The sequence below is a fragment of the Geomonas diazotrophica genome, from assembly GCF_019063885.1.
GTDB lineage: Bacteria > Desulfobacterota > Desulfuromonadia > Geobacterales > Geobacteraceae > Geomonas > Geomonas diazotrophica.
Window position 1 is genome coordinate 1,599,771 of record NZ_CP077684.1, and the last position, 24,974, is coordinate 1,624,744.

General features: G+C 63.6%; 19 protein-coding genes. 13 read left to right on the forward strand and 6 right to left on the reverse strand.

Annotated elements, in window-relative coordinates:
• Nucleotides 1-83 precede the first annotated feature (83 nt).
• Nucleotides 84-2,627 (reverse strand): PAS domain-containing sensor histidine kinase, encoded by a 2,544-nt coding sequence (locus KP003_RS07025; RefSeq protein WP_217300536.1) that lies wholly within the window; start codon nucleotides 2,625-2,627, stop codon nucleotides 84-86.
• A 164-nt stretch (nucleotides 2,628-2,791) separates the two neighbouring features.
• On the opposite strand from KP003_RS07025, the gene KP003_RS07030 reads away from it, so the two are divergent.
• From KP003_RS07030 to lgt, 5 genes are all read left to right on the forward strand, one after another.
• Nucleotides 2,792-4,633 carry a UbiD family decarboxylase gene (locus tag KP003_RS07030; RefSeq protein ID WP_217300537.1) on the forward strand — a complete coding sequence of 614 codons (1,842 nt, stop codon included), beginning with the start codon at nucleotides 2,792-2,794 and terminating at the stop codon, nucleotides 4,631-4,633.
• 221 nt (nucleotides 4,634-4,854) lie between these two features.
• Nucleotides 4,855-5,616, forward strand: coding sequence for a TlyA family RNA methyltransferase (locus KP003_RS07035; protein WP_216791249.1), 762 nt, complete (start codon nucleotides 4,855-4,857; stop codon nucleotides 5,614-5,616).
• A 38-nt stretch (nucleotides 5,617-5,654) separates the two neighbouring features.
• Nucleotides 5,655-5,999, forward strand: a complete 345-nt coding sequence (locus tag KP003_RS07040) for a histidine triad nucleotide-binding protein (protein ID WP_216791251.1) — start codon at nucleotides 5,655-5,657, stop codon at nucleotides 5,997-5,999.
• A 68-nt stretch (nucleotides 6,000-6,067) separates the two neighbouring features.
• Nucleotides 6,068-6,565 carry a DUF4124 domain-containing protein gene (locus tag KP003_RS07045; protein WP_216791253.1) on the forward strand — a complete coding sequence of 166 codons (498 nt, stop codon included), beginning with the start codon at nucleotides 6,068-6,070 and terminating at the stop codon, nucleotides 6,563-6,565.
• Between the two features lie 81 nt (nucleotides 6,566-6,646).
• Complete coding sequence (gene lgt, locus KP003_RS07050; RefSeq protein ID WP_216791254.1) at nucleotides 6,647-7,420, forward strand: prolipoprotein diacylglyceryl transferase; 774 nt, start codon at nucleotides 6,647-6,649, stop codon at nucleotides 7,418-7,420.
• A 2-nt stretch (nucleotides 7,421-7,422) separates the two neighbouring features.
• Here the strand turns inward: lgt and KP003_RS07055 are convergent, their stop codons facing one another.
• From KP003_RS07055 to KP003_RS07075, 5 genes are all read right to left on the reverse strand, one after another.
• Nucleotides 7,423-7,848: an ATP-binding protein gene (locus KP003_RS07055; RefSeq protein ID WP_216498230.1), complete on the reverse strand. Its 426-nt coding sequence runs from the start codon at nucleotides 7,846-7,848 to the stop codon at nucleotides 7,423-7,425.
• A 30-nt stretch (nucleotides 7,849-7,878) separates the two neighbouring features.
• The gene (locus KP003_RS07060) at nucleotides 7,879-8,220 is read right to left on the reverse strand and encodes an STAS domain-containing protein (RefSeq protein ID WP_216498229.1); all 342 of its coding nucleotides are present in this window, start codon (nucleotides 8,218-8,220) and stop codon (nucleotides 7,879-7,881) included.
• A gap of 91 nt (nucleotides 8,221-8,311) precedes the next feature.
• Nucleotides 8,312-11,548, reverse strand: a complete 3,237-nt coding sequence (locus KP003_RS07065) for a SpoIIE family protein phosphatase (RefSeq protein ID WP_216791256.1) — start codon at nucleotides 11,546-11,548, stop codon at nucleotides 8,312-8,314.
• Complete coding sequence (locus tag KP003_RS07070; RefSeq protein WP_216791258.1) at nucleotides 11,548-11,796, reverse strand: hypothetical protein; 249 nt, start codon at nucleotides 11,794-11,796, stop codon at nucleotides 11,548-11,550. The genes KP003_RS07065 and KP003_RS07070 overlap by 1 nt, the downstream gene beginning before the upstream one ends.
• Nucleotides 11,793-13,355, reverse strand: coding sequence for a bifunctional aminoglycoside phosphotransferase/ATP-binding protein (locus KP003_RS07075; RefSeq protein ID WP_216791259.1), 1,563 nt, complete (start codon nucleotides 13,353-13,355; stop codon nucleotides 11,793-11,795). Before KP003_RS07075 ends, KP003_RS07070 begins: the two co-directional genes overlap by 4 nt.
• Nucleotides 13,356-13,568: 213 nt before the next feature.
• On the opposite strand from KP003_RS07075, the gene KP003_RS07080 reads away from it, so the two are divergent.
• The 8 genes from KP003_RS07080 to folP all read left to right on the forward strand — a co-directional run bounded on the left by KP003_RS07080 (nucleotide 13,569) and on the right by folP (nucleotide 24,947).
• Nucleotides 13,569-15,287: a tetratricopeptide repeat protein gene (locus KP003_RS07080; protein ID WP_216791261.1), complete on the forward strand. Its 1,719-nt coding sequence runs from the start codon at nucleotides 13,569-13,571 to the stop codon at nucleotides 15,285-15,287.
• On the forward strand, nucleotides 15,284-16,867 hold the full coding sequence (locus tag KP003_RS07085) for a peptide-binding protein (RefSeq protein ID WP_216498224.1): 1,584 nt from the start codon (nucleotides 15,284-15,286) through the stop codon (nucleotides 16,865-16,867). Before KP003_RS07080 ends, KP003_RS07085 begins: the two co-directional genes overlap by 4 nt.
• Before the next feature lie 172 nt (nucleotides 16,868-17,039).
• Nucleotides 17,040-18,020 (forward strand): ABC transporter permease, encoded by a 981-nt coding sequence (locus tag KP003_RS07090; protein WP_216498223.1) that lies wholly within the window; start codon nucleotides 17,040-17,042, stop codon nucleotides 18,018-18,020.
• Nucleotides 18,021-18,092: 72 nt separating this feature from the next.
• Nucleotides 18,093-18,950, forward strand: a complete 858-nt coding sequence (gene opp4C, locus KP003_RS07095; RefSeq protein WP_216498222.1) for an oligopeptide ABC transporter permease — start codon at nucleotides 18,093-18,095, stop codon at nucleotides 18,948-18,950.
• 147 nt (nucleotides 18,951-19,097) lie between these two features.
• On the forward strand, nucleotides 19,098-19,610 hold the full coding sequence (locus KP003_RS07100; protein ID WP_216498221.1) for a hypothetical protein: 513 nt from the start codon (nucleotides 19,098-19,100) through the stop codon (nucleotides 19,608-19,610).
• Between the two features lie 1,106 nt (nucleotides 19,611-20,716).
• Nucleotides 20,717-22,093 (forward strand): tRNA lysidine(34) synthetase TilS, encoded by a 1,377-nt coding sequence (gene tilS / locus KP003_RS07105; protein WP_216791263.1) that lies wholly within the window; start codon nucleotides 20,717-20,719, stop codon nucleotides 22,091-22,093.
• A 179-nt stretch (nucleotides 22,094-22,272) separates the two neighbouring features.
• Nucleotides 22,273-24,111, forward strand: a complete 1,839-nt coding sequence (gene ftsH, locus KP003_RS07110) for an ATP-dependent zinc metalloprotease FtsH (protein ID WP_216498219.1) — start codon at nucleotides 22,273-22,275, stop codon at nucleotides 24,109-24,111.
• Nucleotides 24,111-24,947 (forward strand): dihydropteroate synthase, encoded by an 837-nt coding sequence (folP, locus tag KP003_RS07115; protein ID WP_216498218.1) that lies wholly within the window; start codon nucleotides 24,111-24,113, stop codon nucleotides 24,945-24,947. Before ftsH ends, folP begins: the two co-directional genes overlap by 1 nt.
• The last annotated feature ends 27 nt before the right edge of the window (nucleotides 24,948-24,974 follow it).

Genomic DNA, 24,974 nt, shown 5'->3' on the forward strand with positions numbered 1-24,974 from the left:
GGTAGCCCGCAGAGGTGCGCTCTCACCCGCCCTGCGGGCACCTTCTCCCGGAGGGAGAGGGGGTAGCTAGCAGAGGTGCGCCCTCACATGCCCTGCGGGCACTCCTTCCCGGAGGGAGAGGAACTGGCGGGACATTGCCCAAGCGGCAGTTCGACGGTGAAGCGGGTTCCGTTTCCCGGCGCGCTTTCCACCCGGACCCTCCCCTGGTGCTCCTCGATGATGCGCTGGGTGATGGAGAGGCCGAGCCCGGTGCCGGCACCCTTCCTGGTGAAGAAGGGCTCGAAGATCAGGGGGAGGTCGTCGCCGGCGATCCCGGGGCCGTCGTCGCTGATGTCGATCACCGCATACCCATCCTGCACGGAGGTGGCGACCCTGATGCGCCCCCCGTCCGGGAGGGCCTGCTGGGCATTCTTGATGATGTTGAGTACCGCCTGCTTGATCTTCTCCGGGTCGAACCTGAAGGGGGGAACCGCCCCTTCCTCGACGGTGAGCTGCACCTGCTGCTTTTCGCAGGGGCGCCGCAGCAGGAGGACCGTGTCGTTCACCAGCCGGTTCAGGTCGCACTCCCTGAACTCGGCTCGCACAGGGGAAGAGTAGTTAAGTAGCGCGTTGACGAGCTTTTCCACCCGCTCGATCTCGGCCAGGGCCTTCTTGATCAGCTCCTTGTCCGCGCTGTTGGAGGTGGCCTGGTCGTGCAGATCGTCCAAAAGGAGCGAGATGCCGGTGAGCGGGTTTCTCACCTCGTGCGCGATGCCGGCGGAGAGCTTGCCCAGGGAGGCGAGCCGGTCCAGGCGCATCATCTCCTCGTGCAGGTTTTCGCGCTCCGTCTCGTTGCGCAGGGTGACGGTGAGCCCGTGCTCGGAGTCGTGACCTATGGGGAAGAAGCCGACGTCGAAGTGGGTCTTGCCCGGGCCGTGGTCGAAGCGGAAGGTCTCCCTGCCGTACCCCGAGTTGCTGGCGAAGACCGCGGCGATGCGTTCGCAGAGCCCGTACCACTCCCTGAAGACCTCGCGGTAGTGCATCCCCTCGGTCACCTCCTCGCCCAGGAACAGTCTCCCGGTGCGGTTGATGGAGGTGAGAAACCCCTCCGGGGAGAAGGTGACGATGCCGCTTGAGATACTTTCCAGGACGCTGGCCTTGAAGTTGCGCTCGTCCATGATCTCCAGCCGCGACTTCTTGAGTTCCTCCAGGGTGGAGAGGAGGCTCACCTTGCGCCGGTCCAGCTCGTCGGCCATGTTGTTGAAGGTCTGGGCGAGGACGCCGATCTCGTCGGCCGAATTGACCGCTACCCGGACCGCTGAGTCGCCCGCCGCCAGCTTCCCCGCGTTTTCGGTCAACTGCCGCAGCGGCACGCTGATGCCGCGGGAGAGGAGCCAGGCGGAGAGGGCCGAGACGAGCGCGGTCAGGAAGATGATGATGGCGCTGGTGCGGCGGTGCTCGCCGAGCTGCTTGTCGATGAGCCTGCCACCCTTGCGCGATGCCTCGTGGAAGCGGTCCACCTGAAAGCCGATGGTCACCCCCCCGAAGACGCCGTGCTTCGCGTAGTCGCCGGTGTCGTAGAAGATGGGGGCGAAGGCCATGATCTTCTTTGCGCCGCCTACGTTGGTGATGTCCACGTATCCCTCCTGCTTGGCGCGCACAGCGGCGGAGACCTTCGGGTAGCCCGGGTGGACGAATCCCGCATGATCGAGGTTGAAGGGGATGCGCCCGCTTTCTATGTCCGCCTTCGTGGAGCGGGCGGTATAGGGGGGCACCAGGTTCCCGGCGGGGTCCACACCGCGGATGTCCCAGAACTTCGGGTGGGTGATGATCCACCCCTCGTCGTCGAAGAGGAAGGCGTAGTTGCCGCTTTGATAGGAGGGAAAGAGCGTGGAGGCGTTCTTGCCCGGGTCTATGTGCTGGGTGAATTCCATCAGGTGCCGGTGGTCCAGGGAGAGGAGCACCATGCCGTTGAAACGCCCTTTCTTGTCGAAGAGGGGAGCGCCGAACCGGACCACCCCCTGGTACATCTTGCCGTCGTAGGCGCTCTCCGGGTCGGGGGCGCCGGCCAGTTGTTCCTGCTTGCCGACGTGAAAGCCGGTCAGGTGGGAGACGTAGATATCCCCCGGCTTCAGGGCGCGCACCTTTTGAAAGTAGGTCTCGCCCTTGAACTCCGTGTTGGCGGGGACAGACACGTCGGTGAGCTCCCCCTCCGGGACGAAGCGGCCGTTGCGGATCACCATCTGCTCCTTGCCGTTTCTGTCGATGAGGGCGATGGAACGGTAGATGGGGAGGAACTCGTGGGTCCCCTGGGACGCGGTGGAACTGCCGCCGCGCTGCCACACCTCCGAAAGCCTCGTCTGGTAGAAGTCAAGCAGGGCGGGACGGGAGAGGGGGGAGCGGGAGAGAAAGAGGAGGTCGCACTCGCACTGGTGCAGGAAGTCCTTGATGTTTTCCGCCAGGTCCCGCGCCTTCATCTGCAGGGACTCCACCGCCTGCCGGTCGTCGGACTCGCTGATCTCGGCGGAAAGCCTGGCGCTGGTGGACTGCAGGTTGGCCAAAAGGATCGCCGAGGAGACCAGCAGCGGCAGCAGGGAGAGCAGCAGCGTGATGACCAGGATCTTTTTGAAGATGGTGAAACGTGGCAAGAGGGCTCCCCCGCATAGTAGTGAGGTCCGCAGGTTAGCACAAAAAGGGCGTCCGGAACAGCGTTCCTTTGTGCGGCCGCGGGCGGGGGTCTTTTGTGTTGACTTGGCTGCGGGGGTGCATTAAAAGTAATGCGGTAATAAGGCTGACCGTGGCGGAGGAATTGTTGGGATATAAAGACCTTGCATCTTGCGTGGCCGACCTGGAGCGTACCGGCGCCCTGGTCAGGATAGACTGTGAACTTTCCGCGGAGCTCGAGATCGGCTCGATTCAGCGCCGGGTGTACCAGGCGGGAGGGCCGGCCCTTCTCTTCACCAGGGTCAAGGGGAGCCCATTCCCCATGCTGGGCAACCTGTTCGGCACCCTGGAACGGACCAGGTACATCTTCAGGGACACCCTGAAGGCGGTGGAGCGCCTGGTAAAGCTCAAGGTGGACCCGCGCTGCGCGCTGCGCGAGCCCGCGACGCTGTTGGGCGCCGTTCCCGCCGCCTGGCACCTGCTCCCCAAAAGCGTAAGCGACGGCCCCATCTTGAAAAACCGCACCACCATTGACAAGCTCCCCCAGTTGAAGTCCTGGCCCGACGACGGCGGCGCCTTCATCACCCTCCCCCAGGTCTATTCCGAGAGCGCCGCGCTGCCTGGAGTGCGCCATTCGAACCTGGGGATGTACCGGGTCCAGCTCTCCGGGGGGGAGTACCGGGTGAACGAGGAGATCGGGCTGCACTACCAGATCCACCGCGGCATCGGCTTCCACCATGCTGAGGCGATCGAGAAGGGGGTGCCGCTGCGGGTCAACATCTTCGTGGGGGGCGCCCCCTCGATGACCGTGGCCGCGGTGATGCCGCTTCCCGAGGGGATGCCCGAGCTCTCCTTCGCGGGGCTTTTGGCCGGGCACCGCATCGAGATGGTGCAGCGCGAAGGGAGGCTTCCCATCCCGGCCCAGGCGGACTTCTGCATCACCGGCGTCATCGATCCCGACAAGACCCTGCCGGAAGGACCGTTCGGGGACCACTTCGGCTACTACAGCCTCGCCCACCATTTCCCCGTGCTCCGGGTGGAGGAGGTCTTTTATCGCGACGGCGCCATCTGGCCCTTCACCACGGTGGGGCGGCCGCCCCAGGAAGACACCTCCTTCGGCGCCTTCATCCACGAGCTGACCGGTCCGCTGATCCCCACCGTGATTCCCGGGGTGAAGGCGGTGCATGCGGTGGACGCCGCGGGGGTGCATCCCCTTCTTCTTGCCGTCGGGAGCGAGCGCTACGTCCCCTACAGCGAGCGGCGCACCCCGCAGGAGCTTCTCACCATCGCCAACGCGGTGCTCGGCCAGGGGCAGCTCTCCCTGGCCAAGTACCTGATGATAGCCGCGCACGAGGATGCTCCGGGGCTCGACATCCACGACATCCCCGCGTTCCTGCGGCACGTGCTGGAGCGGATCGACCTGCGCCGCGACCTCCACTTCCAGACCGCCACCACCATGGACACCCTGGACTACTCCGGGTCGGGGCTGAACAGTGGCTCCAAGGTGGTCTTCGCCGCCATCGGGGAAAAGCGGCGCACGCTTGGGACCGAGCTTCCCGCGGCGCTGAGGCTCGCCCCCGGCTTCTCGCAGCCCGCCCTCTGCCTTCCCGGCGTGATAGCCGTGCAGGGTCCCGCCTGCCGCACCGCGAAGGGGGAGCAGGACGCGCAGATGGAGGCCCTGTGCGAGGCGCTGAACGGCGTGGAGGGGCTCGATGCCTTCCCGCTGGTCGTGGTCTGCGATGACAGCCGCTTCGTCTCGGCGGAGCTGAACAACTTCCTCTGGGTCACCTTCACCCGGTCCGATCCCGCCGCAGACATCTACGGGGTGGGCGCCGCCACCCGCTGCAAGCAGTGGGGGTGCAGCGGTCCCCTGGTCATCGACGCCAGGGTGAAGCCGCACCACGCCCCCCCGCTTGTCGAGGACCCGGCGGTGGAGCGGAAGGTGGACGAGCTCGCCGCCCCGGGCGGGGCGCTGCATGGGTTGTACTGATTAAAAGCAAAGGCTTCAACGCAAAGACGCAAGGGCGCCAAGACGCAAGGAAGCGGCAAGCAAAGCGTTAATTCTGGAGCTGTAAATAGCTTGATATTTAACGCGAATACGCGAACTGCAAAGGCTTTAGATATCCATCCCTGCTTTCCTTTGCGCCTTTGCGGCTCCGCGCCTTTGCGTTAAGGCTTTTGCTTTGGTTCTTTTGGAATAATGGAGTAACGGTGGCAAAGGAAAGACTGGACAAGCTGGTCATGGAGCGGGGGCTCGCACCGTCCCGGGAGAGGGCCAAGGCGCTGATCATGGCGGGACAGGTGGTGGTGGACGACCATCTGGCCGACAAGGCTGGACTCATGGTGCCGCTCGAGGCCGAGATCCGCCTCAAGGGTGAACCGCTCCCTTACGTGAGCCGCGGCGGCCTGAAGCTCGCCCAAGGGCTGGACCGCTTCGCCATCACGGTGGAGGGGCTTTGTGCCGTCGACGTGGGGGCATCTACCGGCGGTTTCACCGACTGTCTCTTGCAACGCGGGGCCCGCAGGGTCTATGCTGTCGACGTCGGCTACGGGCAGCTCGCCTGGAAACTGCGCGAGGACCCGCGGGTGGTGAACCTGGAAAAGACCAACATCCGACACCTGGAGTCCCTCCCCGAAGCCCCCGACATCGCCGTCATCGACGCCTCCTTCATCTCGCTGGACAAGGTGCTCCCCCCGACGCTGCGCCTGATCAGGGAAGACGCCACCATCGTGGCGCTGATCAAGCCCCAGTTCGAGGTGGGACGCGGACAGGTGGGGAAGGGGGGGGTGGTCAGGGACGAGAAGAAGCACCAGGAGGTCGTGGAGAACGTGACCGAACTGGCCAAGGGGCTCGGGCTTCTGGTCCTGGGCGTCTGCGAGTCCCCGATCCTTGGGCCCAAAGGGAACAAGGAGTTCCTGATCCACCTGCAAAAGCGAAGCGGGGGCGAGTCTCCGGTCTTGGCGGATGCCTGACCACGGCTCGAACTCTTATTCTGTAACTGGAGGAAACCATGAGTGATTGCCTGTTCTGCAAGATGGCCGAGGGTGCCATCCCGGTCAAGAAGGTCTACGAGGACGAGCTCCTCTTCGCCATCGAGGACATAAACCCGGTCGCCCCGGTCCATATCCTCATCGTCCCCAAAAAACACTTGGTCAACACCCTGGAGCTGACCCCGGCGGACGACCAGCTGATCGGGGGCGTGCACCGGGTCGCCGCGGCGATCGCACGCGAGCGGGGCTTCGACCAGGAGGGGTTCCGCCTGGTGAACAACAACAACGCCGGCGCCGGACAGTCGGTATGGCACATCCACTTCCACCTGCTGGCAGGGCGCAAGCTGGGGTGGCCTCCGGGCTAGCGGTCCCCGCGCGGCCGGGAGGCCGGTGTGAGGTGCAGATCACTGTAGGCACGCAAAAGGAGGCCCAAATGAAGAGATTGCTCGTGTTGTTGCTCTTGCTCTACCCGCTGACCGCAGCGGCGGAAACCTACCAGTGGACCGACGAAAGGGGTACGGTCAACTTCGCCGACGACCTGGGGCAGGTCCCCAAGAAGTACCGCAAGAAAGCGAGAAGGGTGGGCGAAGAGGAACCGGGACCCAGGGTTATCGAAGGGGGCGCGGCGGAGCCCGCCAAGGCGAAGCCGGACGAGGCCCAGGTGGGCAAGAAGCTCTACGGCGGCAAGGACGAGGCGGCCTGGCGCAGGGAATTCCTGCAGGCCGAGTCCAACCTGAACAACGCGCAGTCCGACCTCGCCACCCTCAAGGGGAGGCTCGCCGACACCTCGCGCATGACCCGTTCCGAGTACCTCGCCATCCAGAACAGCATCAAGTACGCCGAGGACCGGGTCCAGGCGCAGCAGAAAAAGCTCGACCAGTTGCGGGAAAGCGCGGACCGTGCCGGCGTCCCCCCCGATTTCAAGAAGTAGCTCCCATCCTCCGTCCGGGGCCCCGAGCGCCTGCCGCGGGTCCCGGACCGGGCATACAAACATCACCTTGGAGAATGCAGCATGATCTTCCCGAACATCGACCCGGTCTTCCTGCGCCTGGGGCCGCTGGAATTCCGCTGGTACGGTCTCATGTACATCTGCGGCTTCGTCGCCTCCTACTTCATCATCCTCTCGGGGGTGAGGAGAAAGGGGCTTCCCCTTAACAAGGACCAGGTCGCCGACCTGATCTTCACCGTCGCGGTGGGGGTGATCCTCGGGGGGCGCCTAGGCTACATCCTGTTCTACAACTTCTCCTATTACCTCTCCCACCCCCTGAAACTGTTCGCGGTTTGGGAAGGGGGGATGTCCTTCCACGGCGGCCTGATCGGGGCGCTCCTGGCGAGCCTCTACTTCATCAGGAAGTTCAAGCTCCGCTTCTACCCGCTGGCCGACATCGGCTTCCTGGCGGCCCCAGTCGGGCTTGGCTTCGGCCGGATCGGCAACTTCATAAACGGCGAGCTCTACGGCCGGGTCACCGACGTCCCCTGGGGGATCGTCTTCCCGACCGGCGGCCCGCTGCCGCGCCATCCGTCGCAGCTTTACGAGGCGTTCCTCGAGGGGCCGCTGATGTTCCTGATCCTGTACCAGCTCTCGAAAAGGGTGCATCGTGACGGGGTGGTGGTCTGGTCCTTCATCGCGCTGTACGGACTGTTCCGTTTCCTGGTGGAGTTCGTCAGGCAGCCCGACGAGCAGATCGGATTTCTCTTGGGGGGATTTTCGATGGGGCAGATGTTGAGCTTGCCGATGTTCCTGCTGGGAGCGGCGATGGTATGCTACCGCTGCAGGCGGGGGTAACCTCAGGCGAGCTTCTTCTTCATCTCAAGCATGTTTTCCTTGCAGCTTTTCCGGTAGGCCACCGAGTCCATCAGGGTCCGGATCAGGAAGATCCCCCGTCCCCGGTCCTCCAACTCCTCGAAGTTGGGGGCCGGGATGGCGTTGATGTCGAACCCCTGCCCGTCGTCGTAGACCTTGATGGTCAGGTCGTCCCGGTGCAGGGTGATCACTATGCGCACGAGCTTTTCCGGCTCCTTCGGGCCGGCGTGCTTGATGGCGTTCACCATTGCCTCGGTGAGGACCAGGTTCAGATGGTAGGCGAGGACCTCCTTGTCGCCGCTGTAGCGCTCCAGCTCCCGGGCGATGTCCTCCCCGATCTTCCCGATAAGACTCAGGTACTTCGTCTTGTTGGGGACCTTTATGTCGACCTCGATCGTGTTTCCTTCCATCTGACGCCTCGCTTTGTGCCGCCCGATCAGTTAGGACTGGAAGTTCTCCACCGCCTCCACTGTTGAAGGGAAGATTTCGAAGACCCGGTGCAGGCGGGTCAGTTCGAACATCGACTTGACCTGGGACTGCAAAGAGGAAAGCTTCAGGTTCCCCTGGTGGGAGATGGCGTTCTTGAAACCCGAGACCAGCGCACCCAGCCCGGAACTGTCGATAAAACGTACATCCTTCAGGTCCACCAGGACGTTCTTCGTGCCGTCCTCGAATAGCTTCTGTACCGCGCTTTTCAGCTCGGTCGAGTTGTGCGCGTCCAGCCTTTCCTCCTTGACGTATATGATTACAACGTCGTTCCTCGTCTCGCTTGCTAGGTTCATGACCATCTCCTTGTTGTGAGGTCCGTACGGCATACAGCCAGGTTCATTGTGCAATAAGCGCCGACATTTAGCAAGTGGCGCCGCCCCCGGTTCAGGCAACTTTCATCACTACCATGGATATGTCGTCCTGTAAAGGTTGCGGCCAGGCGTAGGAAGATACCTCGGAAAGCACCTTCTCGATCAGCACCTCGGGCTCAAGGTCCGACAGGGGCCCGAGCAGCCCGCAAAGCCTCGGGATGCCGAAGAGCTCGCCCTCTGCGTTCTCGGCCTCGATGATGCCGTCGGTGTAGATGAAGAGAAGGTCCCCCGCCTGCAGCTCGATCCGCTGCTCCTCGAAAACCACGTTCCTCTCCACCCCGAGGATGAGCCCCTCGGCGTCCAGTTCCATCCAGTTCCCGGCGCGGAACAGCAGCGGCCGGGTGTGTCCGGCGTTGGCGTACCTGAGGATACGGGTCGCGCTGTCGTATCTCGCGCAGAACATGGTGATGAAAAGCTCGGCGCCGGTGAGGTCGTCGTAGAGGAGCTCGTTCAAAAGCGTAAGGAGGTCCCGGGCCGAGCGCGGCTCCTTGATCTGTGCCCTCAGTACGCTGCGGGTCTCCACCATGATGAGGGCGGCGCCTACGCTGTGGCCGGAGACGTCCGCAATGACGAGGTCCACCACCTGGTTGTCCCGTTCGAAGAAGTCGTAGTAGTCCCCTCCCACGTGGGCCGCGGGGACGCAGCGGCTGGCGATGCGCACCCCCGGCAGGGTTGGGGGGCTTTCGGGGAGCAGCGAGAGCTGGATCTGCTTGGCGAGCTCCAGGTCGCGGGTCACCCTGGCGTTCTCCAAGAGTGCGGCCTCCTTCTGGCGCCGCTCCCTCTCCTTGGCCTCGCGCTCCTCGACGATGCGCACCGCCTGGGCCATCTGGCCGGCGAGACTCTCCAGGAGCTCCACGAACTGCTCGGTGAAAAGCCCCACGATGGAGCGGGAGAAGACCGAGAGGATCCCCACCGGCTGGGACCCCTCGCTGGCGATGGGGATGTGGGCGAAGGACTTGATCCCCTCCCTGCGGAAGATCTCCTTGGCGATCGGCTTGGTGATGAAGGCGGTGTCGTTGAAGAACTCGGTGCGGCGCCCGAGGAAGGCCTCGCCGACGTGGGTGTCGATCTCCAGGAGGCGGTCCTCGGCGGTGAGCCTGTCGCCGCCGATGCCGCGGTAGCAGCGCACCTGCAGCACCGATTCCTCGTTCAAAAGGCGGATCACGGCGAGGTCGAGCTTGAACTCGCGCAGCAAGAGCTCGAGGAGGTCGCCCATGATGATGTCCAGCTCCAGCGAGCGGTTCATGATCTCCGAGGCGCGCAGCCTGACGAAGAGCGCCTCGCGGCTTTGGTCGCGCGAGGTGCGCACCGTGGAGAAGATGTCGTAGACCGGCTCCATGCGGGAACCGATGTCGGAGAGGAAGCTTTCCACCACGGCGCCCGCCGCCGCCCCGCCGAGCGAGCCGGCCAGGGTCTTCTCCACGAAGCGCTTCAGGTTGGGGAGCTCGAACTCGGAGACCCCCCCCTTGCCGTCGATCTCGCGGTCCCCAAGGTAGTCGGTGATGGCGACGTTGGCCTGCTGCTCCCCGATGAACTTGGTCATGAGGTTCACGAACTGCACGATGGTGACCGGCTTGGAGAGGCGCTTGGTCTCCCACTGGGGGGTGGCGCTCTCGGGGGCGAAGACGCGGACGAACCGGTCCACCTGCTCGCGCTCCTTCTCCCCCTGGCCCAGGAGGATGGAGAGGGAGAGGTAGGCGCCGATGTTCACGAACATGCTCCAGAACAGGGTGTGGGTGTACGGGTCGAGCCCGCTCAGCCCGAAGAACTCCTGGGGGCGCAAGAGGGCGATGCCGAAGGGGCCGTTCATGAGGAAATCGCTCTGCCAGCCGCCGGCACGCAGCAGCGAGGGGAGCAGCAGCGTGTAGAACCAGACCGCGAACCCGGCCAAAAGCCCCGCGATGGCGCCCGCCTTGTTGCCGCGCGGCCAGTAGAGCCCGCCGACCAGGGCAGGCGCGAACTGGATCGCCGCGGAGAAGGAGATGAGCCCCATGTTGGCCAGCATGTAGCTTTCCCCCACCACGCTCTGGTACAGGTAGCCAAGGAGGATCACCAGCACGATGCCGAAGCGCTTCAGGTTTATGAGCAGCTGCGGGAACCAGGCCCGCGGCTTCAGCTTGATCACCACCGGCAACAGCACGTGGTTAAGGAGCATGGTCGACACGGCGATGGATTCGACCATGACCATCCCGGCCGAGGCGGAGAATCCGCCCAAAAAGGCCACCAGCGCGAGCCAGGGGTAGCCGAGCTGCATGGGGAGGGTGAGCACGAAGTAGTCCGCCCCCACGTTGCTGCCGTTCATGAGCACCCCCGCCAGGGCGATGGGCATCACGAACAGGTTCATCAGGAACATGTAGGCCGGGAAGCGCCAGGACGCCGTGTTCAGGTGCGACTCGTGCGCGTTCTCCAGCACCATGATCTGGAACTGGCGCGGCAGGAGCATGACGGCCCCCATGGAAAGGGTCAGGATGCTGAACATGGAGGCGTAGGAGTTGTCGCCGCGGTCGCTGAGGGTGGTGAGACGCGCCAGCAGCTGCGGGTCCTTCTGGTGCATGCGCTGGAAGATGTCGCCCATGCCGTTGAAGGCGAAGTAGGTGATGCAGAGGCCGACGGTGAGCATGGCCATCAGCTTCACCAGCGATTCGAGCGCGATCGCCGCCACCAGGCCGTCGTGGCGCTCGGTGGAGATCAGGTGCCTCGCCCCGAACAGGACGCTGAACACGGCCAGAAAGAGCGCGGTGAAGAGCCCCGGATGGGGGGAGGGGATGTAGACCCGCTCCATGAAGCCGACGTGGAAGTCGTGGTAGCCGGTGATGATGGTGAAGGAGGTGGAGACGGCCTTGAGCTGCAGGGCGATGTAGGGCATCACCCCCATGAGGGTGATCACGGTGATGATCGCGCCGAGCCACTGGGACGAGCCGTACCGGGAGCTTATGAAGTCGGCGATCGAGGTGATGTTGTTTTCCTTGGAGATCCGCACCATCTTCTTGAGCAGGAACCACCAGGTGAAGGCGGTGAGGGTGGGGCCCAGGTAGACCGGGAGGAAGTCTATGCCGGTGGTGGCCGCCTTGCCGACCGAGCCGTAGAAGGTCCAGGATGTGGCGTAGACGGCTATGGAGAGGGCATAGACCCAGGGGTTGGCGGTGATGCTGCGGCCGGCCTTCTGGCGCTGGTCGGCGTAGTAGGCGACCAGGAACAGAAAGGCTATGTAGAGCAGGGCGGTGCCCCAGACCCAGTTGACATCCAGCATTACATATGCCCCCTGGTGTCGCTGTCCTTGCGTGCCGCCCGGCTGAACAGGTAGACGATGAATATGGAGAAGCTCCAGCCGACCAGCAGGTAAAGGTAGAGAAGCGGGATCCCGAGAGGGAGGGTCGGCTTGTTGAAGATGCTGATGAAGGGGTAGTTCATCATCACCATGCCGAGGACGAAGCAGATCACCCAGGTGTCCTTCAGTTTGAGCCGGTGCAGCACGATTTGCTTTAGGTTGTTCTTCATGCCAGTAACCCCATGGCGGCGAGCACCCGGTCCGCCCCGTCCCAGACCGGGAGGGCGCTGTCGATAAGCAGACTTTCCCCGGGGGCGGGTGACTCGAATTCGGCCTGCTGCCGCTGGTACTGTTCCCACCGGGCGTCGGAGACCTCGGCGGGATCGTGGCGCCGCCGCTCCAGGCGTTCGCGGGCGGCCTCGCTCGAACAGCGGGTCTCCACGATGAGGAAGGGGACCGCAAGCCGCGCGGCCAGTTGCCGGAACCGCTCCCGGTCCTGGCGCCGCCGGAAGGTGGCATCGACCACGATCCCCCTGCCGCCGGACAGGGAGCGCTCGGCCTCGACGAGAAGAGCGCCGTAGGTGGTCCGGTCCATCTCCTCTCCGTAGATGCCCTCCCGGTAGGCTGCGCTCGGCTCGACGCCGGCGGCGGGCACCCCCGCGAGCGCCTTGCGCACCAGGTCGGAGCGGACGAGGTCCAGCCCAAGCTCCCGGCTGAGCTCGGCGGCCAGGGTGCTCTTGCCGCTGCCGCTCAGGCCGCAGGTGAGGACGAGTGTCGGGGTAAGCCGGTCTCGGAGCGTGTAGCCGCGGGAGAGGCGGAAGTAGCGCCGCGCCGCGGTCCTCACGGCTGCCGACTCTTCCGGGCTCTGCCCGGGCTGGGCGAGGCGCAGGCTGGTCACCTTGCCGCGCACGAAGGCCCGCTGCGCCTTGTAAAAGTCGAGCAGCGGCGCCATGCCCCGGTCGCCGCTCGCCTCGCAGTAGGCCGCCAGCAGTGCGCGGGAGAGGTCGGCGCGCCCGGCGTACTCAAGGTCCATGAGCAGGAAGGCGAGGTCGGCGGCGGTATCTATGTGGCGAAACTTCTCGTTGAACTCGATGCAGTCGAAGATGCAGACCGGGTCGGTGAGACAGATGTTGCCGGAATGCAGGTCGCCGTCGCAGTCCCTGATGAAGCCGCCGGCTATACGGGTATGAAACAGCGTCTTGTTGCCGGAGAGGAACGCGTCGACCCATTGGCGGATTCCCGCCAGCTCCCCTGCCGGCAGTGTGCTCCCCACGAAGGGGGCGCTCTGGCGGAAGTTCTGCTCCCAGTTCTCGCCGATCGCGCCGGGCGAGGCGCAGGCGTCGATCTGCGGGGAGCGCTCGGCGCCCGCGTGGAAGGAGGCCACGGCCTGCGCGATGCGGACCATGTCGGCGGCGCAGACGGCTCCCTCCCCGAGGAGGTGGTCCAGCATGCGCTCCTGGGGGAGACGTTTCATCTTGACGGCGTAGTCGACGACCTTGCCGCCACCGTTGAAACCGGCGCCCTCTGCCGTCTCGCGCAGTTCCACGACCCCCAGGTAGACCTCGGGGCAGAGGCGCCGGTTCAGGCGTACCTCTTCGCCGCAGTAAAAGCGGCGCCGGTCCAGCGTGGTGAAGTCGAGAAAGCCGTAGTCTACGGCCTTTTTCACCTTATATACGAAGTGGTCGGTGATGAAGATGAAGGAGACGTGGGTCTCGACAAGGCGCACCGCTGCCGTCGGCTCTGGGTAGGCCGCTGCTTCAAGTAACGATTTTATAAGCTTTTCATCCATCGTTTTGCCGGTAAGCCGATGATTTCACTTGAGAATAGTACCATACCGAGTTTGAGCTGCAACAGTCTAAAATGGAGCTAAATGTTGTTTGACGCTGCTACCTATTTATGCTAGCTTTCATGTAGTTAACCGCGCCACCCCGGATACTGTATCCCACCGGGGTGCCGCGTTTTTTAGATTTTGCCCGAAATCTACCGAAGCCACAGGTAACCCATGACCAAGAAGTGTCTAGCGCTCCTTTTCCTGCCCCTGCTGATCAACGCCTGCGCCACCGAGCAAGCTTCGGTTTCGTCACCGCTGACCGAACTGGGCGCCGTCATCGCCCCGACTCCTCCCCCCGGGGAAGCGAAGAACCTGTCGCTCTTCGCCATGGCCAGGCTGCGCGCGTCCGAAGGCGACCAGGATGGCGCCCTGCTCCTGCTGCGTGAGGCGATCGCCGCCGATCCCACCTCCGCCTTTCTGCACAACGCCTCGGCGCAGATCTACCTGCAGCAGAACCGTCCCGAGGACGCGCTCACCGAGTGCCAGGCCGCCATCGCCATCGAGCCCAGTTCGCTCCCGGCGCAGCAGTTGTGCGGCAACATCCTGATGAGCCTGCAGCGCGAGAAGGAGGCGGTCCAGTACTACAAGAAGGTGATCGAACTCGACCCGTCCAAGGAAGAGGTCTACCTGCACATCGCCATCTACTACCTGAAGAGTTTCGAGTACGAGCAGGCGGTGGACACGCTGAAGGCGCTGGTGAAGGCGTCCCCGGAGTCGGCGCTCGGGTACTATTACCTCGCCAAGACCTACGAACAGATGCGGCTCCCCAAAGAGGCGCTCGTCTACTACAAGAAGGCCGTCGAACTCAAGCCCGACTTCGAGCAGGCCCTGATCGAGATGGGGATCTCCCAGGAGACCCAGGGGCTCATCCCGGACGCCATCGACAGCTACAAGGATCTCCTCGAGATAAACCCCAACAACGCCAACGTGATCCAGCACCTGGCGCAGCTCTACATCCAGCAGAAGCGCCTCGAGGAGGCCCTGGCCCTGTTGCAGCAGAAGGGGGGGAAGTCGCTGGAAACCTCGCGCAAGATCGGCCTGTTGCTGCTCGAACTCGAGCGTTACGACGAGGCCATCAAGACTTTCCAGGACATCCTCGCCGTCGAGCCCGACGCGCAGCAGGTCCGCTTCTACCTCGCCTCCGCCTTCGAGGAGAAGGAGAACGTGGACCAGGCCATCATCGAGTTCAAGAAGGTCTCGCGTGAGTCCCCTTACTACCTGGATTCCCTTGGGCACCTGGCCTACCTGTACAAGGAAAAGGGGCAGCCGGAGAAGGGGGTCACCCTGCTCCTTAAGGAGATCGGGGACGAGCCTTCCCGCATCGAGCCCTACCTGCACCTGGCCGGCTTCTACGAGTCGATGGAGCAGTACCAGCGCGGGATCGACACGCTGAAAACGATGGATCCGAAGCTGCAGTCCGATCCGCGCGTGCTGTTCCGGCTCGGCATCCTCTACGACAAGATGGGGCAGAAGGAACTCTCCGTCACCATGATGAAGAAGGTGCTCGAGGCGACTCCCGACGATCCCCAGGCGCTCAACTACCTCGGCTACACCTACGCCGAGATGGGGACGAACCTCGAGGATGCGCTGAACTACCTGAAAAAGGCGGTGAGCCTGAGGCCCGACGACGGGTTCATACTGGACAGCCTTGGATGGACCTACTTCAAGCTCAAGCGCTACAACGAGGCGATCGCACAACTGGAGCGGGCCGCGGAGCTCTCCGACGGCGACGCCACCGTGCTTGGGCACCTGGCCGACGTCTACTGCGCCACCCACGCCTTCAAGAAGGCGCTGCCGCTCTACAAGAAGCTGCAGAAGATGGAGCCCGAGCAGAGCGCCGAGCTCGCCGAGAAGATCAAGCATTGCCGCCAGGAAGCCGGTGAAAAATGAGCCTTGCCCGCGCTGTCTGCCTCCTGCTCCTCCTCCTGGTCTGCGCCGCCTGCGGGCAGGATGCACCCTGGAATAAGGCGCAGGTGCAGGGGGGATCGCAGTTCGTCACCGGGAGCATCGGGGAACCCTCCAACCTGGTCCCGATCCTCGCTTCGGACAGCTCCTCCAGCGACATCTCGGGGCTTGTGTACAACGGGCTGGTGCGCTACGACAAGAATCTGAAGCTCGAAGGGGACCTGGCCGAGTCGTGGGAGGTTTCCCCTGACGGCCTCCGGATCACCTTCCACCTGCGGCGCGGGGTGAAGTGGCACGACGGCCACGACTTCACCTCGCGCGACGTGCTCTACACCTACCGCGTCACCGTCGATCCCAAGACCCCGACAGCTTACGCCGAGGACTTCAAGCAGGTGCAAAGCGCCCAGGCCCCGGACCAGTACACCTTCCAGGTCACCTATGCGAAGCCGTTCGCCCCTGCGCTCGCCTCGTGGGGGATGCCGATCCTGCCGGCGCACCTCCTCGAGGGGAAGGACATCACCAAAAGCCCGCTCTCGCGCAACCCGGTCGGTACCGGCCCCTACATCTTCAAGGAGTGGGTCCCCGGGCAGAGGCTCGTGCTGGAGGCGAACCCGAACTACTGGGAGGGTGCGCCGCGCCTGGCCCGCTACGTCTACCGCATCATCCCCGACAACTCCACCATGTACATGGAACTGAAGGCGGGCGGGGTCGACATGATGGGGCTCTCCCCGGTGCAGTACCAGCGCCAGACCACCGGCAAGGAGTTCCTGGCGCGCTTCAACAAGTACCGCTACCCGGCGTCGGCCTACACCTACATGGGCTATAACCTGCGCCTGCCGATGTTCCAGGACGTCAGGGTGCGCCGGGCCATTACCTGCGCCATCAACAAGGAAGAGATCATCCAGGGTGTGCTGCTCGGCATGGGGCAGATCGCGCATGGCCCCTACAAGCCCGGCACCTGGGCCTACAAATCCAAGGTGGAGAACGATCCGGCGTACGACCCGGCGCGCGCCAAGGCGCTTTTGCAGGAGGCGGGGTACCGCATGGGGGCGGGGGGCATCCTTGAGAAGGACGGCAAGCCGCTCAGCTTCACCATCATGACCAACCAGGGGAACGATCAGCGTCTTAAATGCGCCCAGATCATCCAGATGCGCCTGAAAAAGGTGGGGATCGACGTGAAGATCCGGGTCATGGAGTGGGCCTCCTTCCTCACCAACTTCATCGACAAAGGAAAGTTCGAGGTGGTGCTCATGGGGTGGACCATCTCCCAGGACCCCGACCTGTACGACGTCTGGCACTCCTCCAAGACCGGGCCCAAGGAACTGAACTTCATCCACTACCTGAACCCGGAACTCGACCGGCTCATCGTAGAGGGTCGGGGCACCTTCGACATGGGCAAGCGGCGCGACTGCTACTACCAGATCCAGGAGATCCTGGCCAAGGACCAGCCCTATACCTTCCTCTACGTGCCTGACGCGCTGCCGGTGGTGACTTCCAGGATCAAGGGGATCGAGCCGGCTCCTGCCGGGATCATGCACAACTTCATCAAGTGGTATGTGGACTGATCGGTTCTCGGAACCGGAATAGACATGCTCTCGCGGGTTTGACGAGGATATTATTTGGCGGCAGCACCGCCTGAGCGGTGCACGATCGACGACAACCGAAACGGTGAGATAACGTGCCGCTGTGCCGCGGCCAACCGGAACTCGACGGGCTCATCCAACACTTCAGACAACTATGGCCAACTACCTGATCAAAAGGATACTGATGCTGATCCCGCTGCTGCTGGGGATCACGCTGATCACCTTCACGGTGATTCATCTCGCGCCGGGCGAGCCGGTGGAGATGCAGACCGCCATGAGCCCCAAGGCTTCCGCCGCGTCCAGGGCACGGCTGCGCGAGTTCTACGGGCTGGACAAGCCGCTGCACGTACAGTACGGCATGTGGCTTTCCAACCTCTCGCGGCTTGACTTCGGCCGCTCCTTCGCGCCGGACAACCGTCCGGTGCTGGACAAGATCAAGGAAAGGATCCCGATCACCATCTCGCTCAACGTGATCGCCCTGATCCTCGAGTTCGGCCTGGCGCTCCCGATCGGGATCATGGCCGCGGTGCACCGGGACACGCTGCTGGACCGGGCCATCTCCGTGTTCGTCTTTGTCGGCTTCGCCGTGCCCACCTTCTGGCTGGCACTTCTGTGCATGTACCTCTTCGGCGTCAAGCTCTCCTGGCTGCCCATCTCCGGCATCCACTCGCTTGGGAGCGACCAGTGGTCCTGGTGGTGGCGCACCCTGGACCTGGCCAGGCACCTGGTGCTCCCCATCGCCATCGCCACCTTCGGCAGCCTGGCCGGGCTGTCGCGCTACATGCGCTCCACCATGATAGAGGTGCTGTCGCAGGACTACATCACCACGGCCCGGGCCAAGGGAGTGCGGGAGCGGGTGGTGATCTACCGCCATGCCTTGAAGAACGCGCTCCTCCCGGTGATCACGCTGCTCGGCTTCTCGCTTCCGGCCTTGATCGGCGGCAGCGTCATCTTCGAAACCATCTTCTCGATCCCCGGGATGGGGCAGCTTTTCTACCAGGGTGTCATGGCGCGCGATTACCCGCTGGTGATGGGAATCCTGGTGATCGGCGCCTGCCTTACCCTGATCGGCAACCTCTTGGCCGACCTCTGCTACGCCCTGGCGGATCCCCGCATCAGGCACGGGAGGGGATGATGAGGCTGAACGGCAGATTGAGATTAAGATTAAGATTGAGAACGGCAACCACGTTCGGTGGCCGGGGGTGCCATGCGTGACCAGGTGAGCAGCCCATACCGGGAGTTCTGGCAACGCTTCGCCAGCAATCGTTTCGCGACTGCGGGGCTGGTCGTGATCGCGGTCCTGTTTCTGCTGTCCGTGGCGGCAGGCCTGGTGACCCCGTACAGCCCCGACACCATCGACGCATGGCACGTGCTGCTCCCCCCCTCCGGGAGCCACTGGTTCGGCACCGACGAGTTGGGGCGCGACGTCTTCACCCGCGTCGTGTACGGCGCCCGGGTATCGCTTAAGGTCGGCTTCGTCGCGGTCGGCATCGCGGTGGTCATCGGCACGGTGATCGGCCTCTTCGCCGGCTTTTACGGCGGCTGGGTCGACTCGGTGCTGATGCGGTTGGTCGACATCATGCTCTGCTTCCCGACCTTTTTCCTGATCCTCGCCGTGATCGCCATGCTGGAGCCTTCCATCTGGTACATCATGGTGATCATCGGGCTCACGGGCTGGATGGGGGTGGCGCGCCTGGTGCGCGCTGAGGTGCTCTCGCTGAAGAGCCGCGACTTCATCCTGGCTGCGCGGGTGCTGGGTGCGTCGGATTCGCGCATCATCTTCCGGCACATCCTTCCCAACGCCCTGTCGCCGGTGCTGGTTTCCGCGACCCTCGGCGTGGCCGGGGCCATCCTGACCGAGTCGGCCCTCTCTTTCCTGGGGATAGGCGTGCAGCCGCCGACGCCGAGCTGGGGCAACATCCTGACCTCGGGCAAGGACTACATCGAGTTCGCCTGGTGGTTGTCGCTGTTTCCCGGTGTGGCCATCCTGGTCACCGTGCTTTCCTACAATCTGGTAGGGGAGGGGATCCGCGACGCGCTCGACCCGAGAAGGCAACAAGGCTAGAAAACGTTCTGCTTTCTACGTTTTTCGATCTCGTGCCGGCTGCAGCCTGATTCCGTAGGGCCGCTGCGGCAGGATGCTGAACGTCGGAGCCGTTGACGCAGAACGTAGAACATAGAACGTAGAACATGTTTAAGACAAGAGGAGCACATGGCCGAGCTTTGCGAAGAAGCATTCGACGTATTGAAGGTTGATAAAAGGGACTTCGTGCCGACGACCCTCGAGGACGAGGTGCGGGTGGATAAGCTGGTGAGCGACCTGCTGCACCGCTTCTACGAGGAGATACAACAAACGGGCATGACGCCGGAGCAGGCGACGGCTCTCGCGGGCGCGGCGGACTACTTCACCCGCGACTTCGTGGTCTCCATCAAGGGACGCAGCATCTTCGACGAACGCCCCGGGATCGTGCGCCAGTTCGCCGGCAACTGGTACATCGTCAACACCATGGAACCGCTGGCCAGCGAAATTGAGGGGTACCTGGCGGGGGTCCGCGAATTCTACCGCTTCCTGTTCGGCCACCAGCTCATCTCGCTCAAGTTCCTCCAGGCCATCGAGGCGGAGTGCTCGGAACTCGACTACTACGCCGGGCGCATCGAGTCCTTCTGGGACATCGTGGGGGACGGGTACAACACCTGGGAGCGGGAGTGCACGCTCAAGGACTGAAACGTGTTCTACGTTCTACGTTCTTGGGGGGGGCGACGGTGCGGCAGTTGGGTGACGGGGAGTGGCAATGTCAGTAGGTGTCGCTTGGGCTGGGCGAATATTATTCGCCCCTACAGTCGCCCGGCAGCGTCGCCAACCACGAACTCTACGTTCTACGTTCTTTGGGGGTGCCGGTGCGGCAGTTGGGTGACCGGGAGTGGCAATGTCAGTAGGTGCCGCTTGGGCTGGGCGAATATTATTCGCCCCTACAGTCGCCCGGCAGCGTCGCCAACCACGAACTCTACGTTCTACGTTCTTTGGGTGGCGACGGTGCGGCAGTTGGGTGGCCGGGAGTGGCAGTGCCAGTAGGTGCCGCTTGGGCTGGGCGAATATTATTCGCCCCTACAGTCGCCCGGCAGTGTCGCCAACCACGAACTCTACGTTCTACGTTCTTTGGGGGTGCCGGTGCGGCAGTTGGGTGACCGGGAGTGGCAATGTCAGTAGGTGCCGCTTGGGTTGGGCGAATATTATTCGCCCCTACAGTCGCCCGGTAGCGTCGCCAACCACGAACTCTACGTTCTACGTTCTTTGGGGGTGCCGGTGCGGCAGTTGGGTGACGGGGAGTGGCAGTGTCAGTAGGTGCCGCTTGGGCTGGGCGAATATTATTCGCCCCTACAGTCGCCCGGCAGCGTTGCCAACCACGAACTCTACGTCCTACGTTCTTTGGGGGTGCCGGTGCGGCAGTTGGGTGACCGGGAGTGGCAATGTCAGTAGGTGCCGCCTTGGGCTGGGCGAATATTATTCGCCCCTACAGTCGCCCGGCAGCGCCGCCAACCACGAACTCTACGTTCTACGTTCTTTGGGTGGCGACGGTGCGGCAGTTGGGTGGCCGGGAGTGGCAATATCAGTAGGTGCCGCCTTGGGCTGGGCGAATATTATTCGCCCCTACAGTCGCCAGGCAGCGCCGACGACTCCCCGATATAGGCGCCGTGATGTGGGGGGGCTCTCCCTACCATCTCCCGAGACACCAAACAACCTCCGCCCCTGTAGGGGCGAATAATCATTCGCCCTGCCCAACCCGCCACCATGACTGCACTCGCCACTTCGATTCCAGGAGCCCGAACTGCTTGAAAGACCTCGTCGCCATCGTCCGTAACCAACATCTCTTTGCTCCCGGCGAGACCGTGGTTGTGGCGGTCTCGGGGGGGGCTGATTCGGTGGCCCTCCTCGATATCATGACCCGGCTCGCGGACGAGCGCCTCAAGCTGATCGTCGCCCACCTGAACCACTGCCTGCGCGGCGCCGAGTCGGATACGGACGAGAAATTCGTGGCGGACCTCGCCACCCGCTACCATCTCCCCTTCGTTGCCATCCGCGTCGACGTCGCATCGTTTGCCGCCGCCGAGGGGCTTTCGCTCGAGGACGCCGGGCGCCAGGCGCGCTACGCCTTCTTCCACGAGGTGGCAAGGCGCCGTGGCGCCACCGGTATCGCGGTTGCCCATCACCTGGACGACCAGGCGGAGACGGTCCTGATCCGCCTGCTGCGGGGCGCAGGTGCCACCGGCCTGAGCGCCATGAAGCCCAGTGGGGCCAACCTGGTAAAGCGTCCGCTGCTCAAGGTGAGCCGCGAGGAGCTTGAGCTGTACTTGAACGGCCGCGGCTTAACCTGGCGTACCGACGAAACTAACTCCGACACCGCGATCCTGCGCAACAGCATCCGCCACGAACTGATTCCCGTCCTCAAAAAGTACAACCCGAGGGTCACCGAACGGCTGGCCGCCACCGCGGAGATACTCGCCGCTGACGAGGAACTCCTGGATCACCTCACCGTCAGCTCCTTCGACCGGCTCGCCTTCTCTGCAAACGATGAGGTGGTTTTCGGCATCGAGGCGCTGCTTCAGGAGCACCGGGGGCTGCGACTGCGCCTGTATCGCCACGGGCTGCACGAACTGCGCGGGGACCTGATGTGCATCGCGCTCACGCACCTCGAGGCGATCGATCGCCTCGCCTGTTCATGTCGACCCAACGCCGGCTTGAAGCTCCCCGGCGACCTCCGCGTCGAGCGTTGCTACGACAGGCTCAGCTTCACCTGTGCCGCACCGTCGGCTCCAAGGCAATGGGAACAGGACGTGCCGGGCGAGGGGAGCTACCGGCTGGAAAACGGGATGACGCTTACGGTGCGCCGGGTGGAGCGTCCCGACGACCTGGCAACCGGGTCGAAAAGGATCGTCCACCTCTCGGCGGACGCGGCGCCGTTTCCCTGGCTCGTGCGCCCCTTCACCCCCGGTGACCGTTTCACGCCGCTTGGCATGACTGGCTCGCAGAAGGTGAAGGAGCTTTTCATCAATGAAAAGCTCCCCCTTCATGAGCGCAGCCGGGTGCCGCTCGTTTTCAGTGAGGGGGAGATCGTCTGGGTGGCAGGGGTGAGAGTCGCACAGAAGGGACGGGTAACCTCCACGACTGGCGCGGTTTTACGAGTCGAAATTCTTGATATTACACCTTAAAGCTCTTGTCAACCTGCACCCTTTATGGTAATCCTTTTTACTCATTTGAACGCTTTTTTCTTCGTTCTCATAAGGAAGCCGGCAATGGCGACCGTTCAACCAAGCAACGCGCGCTCTATGTCGTGGTAAACCAGCGTCAGATCGTGTCTTTGCAGCATACCGATTGATCGGGAGGAAACTTGAATCAATTTTATAAGAACTTGGCGCTCTGGCTTGTTATCAGTCTGATGATGATCCTGTTGTTCAACCTGTTCAACAAGCCCAAGCCGACCCAGGAAAAACTGGACTACAGCGACTTCATCGAAGCGGTGGAAACCGGCAAGGTGAAGAACGTGAACCGCCCCGTGGCCTCCGTGGTCATCCAAGGTAACGAGATCCTCGGCAAGTTCGCCGACGGCAAGGAGTTCAGGACCTTCAAGCCGGCCGACGCCAACCTGACCGACAAGCTGATCGAGAAGAAGATCGCGGTCTCCGCCCGCCCCGAGGAGGAGCATTTCTCCTGGTTCTCGCTGCTGGTCTCCTGGTTCCCCATCATCTTCCTGGTCGCGGTCTGGATTTTCTTCATGCGCCAGATGCAGGGAGGCGGCGGCAAGGCGATGGCCTTTGGCAAGAGCCGTGCGAAGCTCCTCACCGAGGCCCAGGGTCGCATCACCTTCGAGGACGTGGCCGGCATCGAGGAGGCCAAGGACGAGCTGGAGGAGATCATCTCCTTCCTGAAGGATCCCAAGAAGTTCACCAAGCTCGGGGGACGCATCCCGAAAGGGGTCCTGCTCATGGGCCCTCCGGGCACCGGCAAGACCCTCCTGGCCCGCGCCATCGCGGGTGAGGCCGGGGTTCCCTTCTTCTCCATCTCCGGTTCCGACTTCGTCGAGATGTTCGTCGGCGTGGGGGCCTCCCGCGTGCGTGACCTCTTCGTGCAGGGCAAGAAGAGCGCACCGTGCATCATCTTCATCGACGAGATCGACGCAGTCGGCCGTCACCGCGGCGCAGGGCTTGGCGGCGGTCACGACGAGCGCGAGCAGACCCTGAACCAGCTCCTGGTGGAGATGGACGGCTTCGAATCCAACGAGGGGGTCATCCTGATCGCGGCGACCAACCGCCCCGACGTCCTCGACCCGGCGCTGCTCCGCCCGGGCCGCTTCGACCGCCAGGTAGTGGTACCGCGTCCCGACGTGAAGGGGCGCGAGATGATCCTCAAGGTGCACACCAAGAAGACCCCGCTCGCACCGGACGTCGACCTCGGCGTGATCGCTCGCGGCACACCGGGCTTCTCCGGCGCCGACCTCTCCAACGTGGTCAACGAGGCAGCACTCCTCGCCGCCCGCAAGGAGAAGAGCATGGTCGAGATGATCGACTTCGACGACGCCAAGGACAAGGTCCTCATGGGGGTCGAGCGTCGCTCCATGGTCATCTCCGACGAGGAGAAGAAGAATACGGCCTACCACGAGGCGGGTCACACCCTGGTCGCGAAACTGATCCCGGGCGCCGACCCGGTGCACAAGGTCTCCATCATCCCGCGCGGTCGCGCCCTGGGCGTCACCATGCAGCTCCCGATCGAGGACAAGCACAGCTACTCCCGCGAGTCGCTGCTGGACCGCATCGCCGTCCTCCTGGGAGGCCGCGTTGCCGAGGAGATCATCTTCAACTCCATGACCACCGGCGCCGGCAACGACATCGAGCGCGCCACCGACATCGCCCGCAAGATGGTGTGCGAGTGGGGGATGAGCGAGAAGCTCGGCCCGGTTTCCTTCGGCAAGAAGGACGAGCAGATCTTCCTCGGCCGCGACATGGCACACCAGAAGAACTACTCCGAGGCGACCGCCATCGAGATCGACCACGAGATCAGGCTCATCGTCGAGCAGAACTACGCGCGAGTGCAGGAACTGTTGAAGGGGAACCTTGACTCCCTGCACCGCATCTCCCACGCGCTCATCGAGAAGGAAAACCTGACCGGCGAGGAGGTCGACCGCATCATCGAGGGCAAAGAGATCGCTTCCGAGCCTGTCGCAGCCGACTGATGATCAAGGCGCAGGAGTGGGAACTGTCCCGCCGCACCCTGTCCCTGGAGCGTCCGCAGATCATGGGCATTTTGAACGTGACTCCGGACTCCTTCTCGGACGGGGGGCGCTTCTTCTCCCTCGAGGCCGCCGTGGAGCGTGCCTGCGAGCTTGAGCGGGCGGGTGCCGACATCATAGATATCGGGGGCGAAAGCACCCGGCCCAACGCTCCCGCCGTCACCCTGCAGGAGGAACTGGACCGGGTGCTTCCCGTTATAGAGGCGCTGAAGGGCCGGATCACCGCTCCGATCTCCATCGATACCTACAAGGCCGGGGTTGCTGAGGCGGCCTGCGCCGCCGGGGCGGAGATCGTCAACGACGTCACAGGTCTCATGTTCGATCCCGAGATGGCCGCCGTGGTGGCGGCAGCCGATGCCGGAGTCGTGGTGATGCACACCCGGGGCATGCCCGACACCATGCAGAAGGACACGGGCTACGACGACCTGATCGCCGATGTCAGGGCGTACCTGGAAGAGTCGATCGCCCTGGCGAGGAAAGCGGGAGTTCCCGAGGCGCGGATAGTGATCGACCCGGGGCTTGGTTTCGGCAAGAGCGTCCAGGGGAACCTGGAACTGATCAAGCGGCTCGAGGAGTTCCTGCCGCTGGGACGTCCCATACTGGTCGGTCCTTCCCGTAAGTCGTTCATCGGGGCCGTCACCGGCAGGGACGGGGTAGAGAGGGTATTTGGCACCGCTGCAGCGGTCGCTATGTCGATCGTGCACGGGGCCACCATCGTACGGGTGCATGACGTGGCTGCCATGAGGGACGTCGCCTTGATGACGCGGGCGCTCATGTAGCCGCACCCGGAAACCGGAAGCTCAGCT

Coding starts and splice junctions, on each gene's coding strand:
- KP003_RS07040 (WP_216791251.1), top strand. CDS start 5,655: ATGAGTGATTGCCTGTTCTGCAAGATGGCCGAGGGTGCCATCCCGGTC.
- KP003_RS07045 (WP_216791253.1), top strand. CDS start 6,068: ATGAAGAGATTGCTCGTGTTGTTGCTCTTGCTCTACCCGCTGACCGCA.
- lgt (WP_216791254.1), top strand. CDS start 6,647: ATGATCTTCCCGAACATCGACCCGGTCTTCCTGCGCCTGGGGCCGCTG.
- KP003_RS07055 (WP_216498230.1), bottom strand. CDS start 7,848: ATGGAAGGAAACACGATCGAGGTCGACATAAAGGTCCCCAACAAGACG.
- KP003_RS07060 (WP_216498229.1), bottom strand. CDS start 8,220: ATGAACCTAGCAAGCGAGACGAGGAACGACGTTGTAATCATATACGTC.
- KP003_RS07065 (WP_216791256.1), bottom strand. CDS start 11,548: ATGCTGGATGTCAACTGGGTCTGGGGCACCGCCCTGCTCTACATAGCC.
- KP003_RS07070 (WP_216791258.1), bottom strand. CDS start 11,796: ATGAAGAACAACCTAAAGCAAATCGTGCTGCACCGGCTCAAACTGAAG.
- KP003_RS07075 (WP_216791259.1), bottom strand. CDS start 13,355: ATGGATGAAAAGCTTATAAAATCGTTACTTGAAGCAGCGGCCTACCCA.
- KP003_RS07080 (WP_216791261.1), top strand. CDS start 13,569: ATGACCAAGAAGTGTCTAGCGCTCCTTTTCCTGCCCCTGCTGATCAAC.
- KP003_RS07085 (WP_216498224.1), top strand. CDS start 15,284: ATGAGCCTTGCCCGCGCTGTCTGCCTCCTGCTCCTCCTCCTGGTCTGC.
- KP003_RS07090 (WP_216498223.1), top strand. CDS start 17,040: ATGGCCAACTACCTGATCAAAAGGATACTGATGCTGATCCCGCTGCTG.
- opp4C (WP_216498222.1), top strand. CDS start 18,093: ATGCGTGACCAGGTGAGCAGCCCATACCGGGAGTTCTGGCAACGCTTC.
- KP003_RS07100 (WP_216498221.1), top strand. CDS start 19,098: ATGGCCGAGCTTTGCGAAGAAGCATTCGACGTATTGAAGGTTGATAAA.
- folP (WP_216498218.1), top strand. CDS start 24,111: ATGATCAAGGCGCAGGAGTGGGAACTGTCCCGCCGCACCCTGTCCCTG.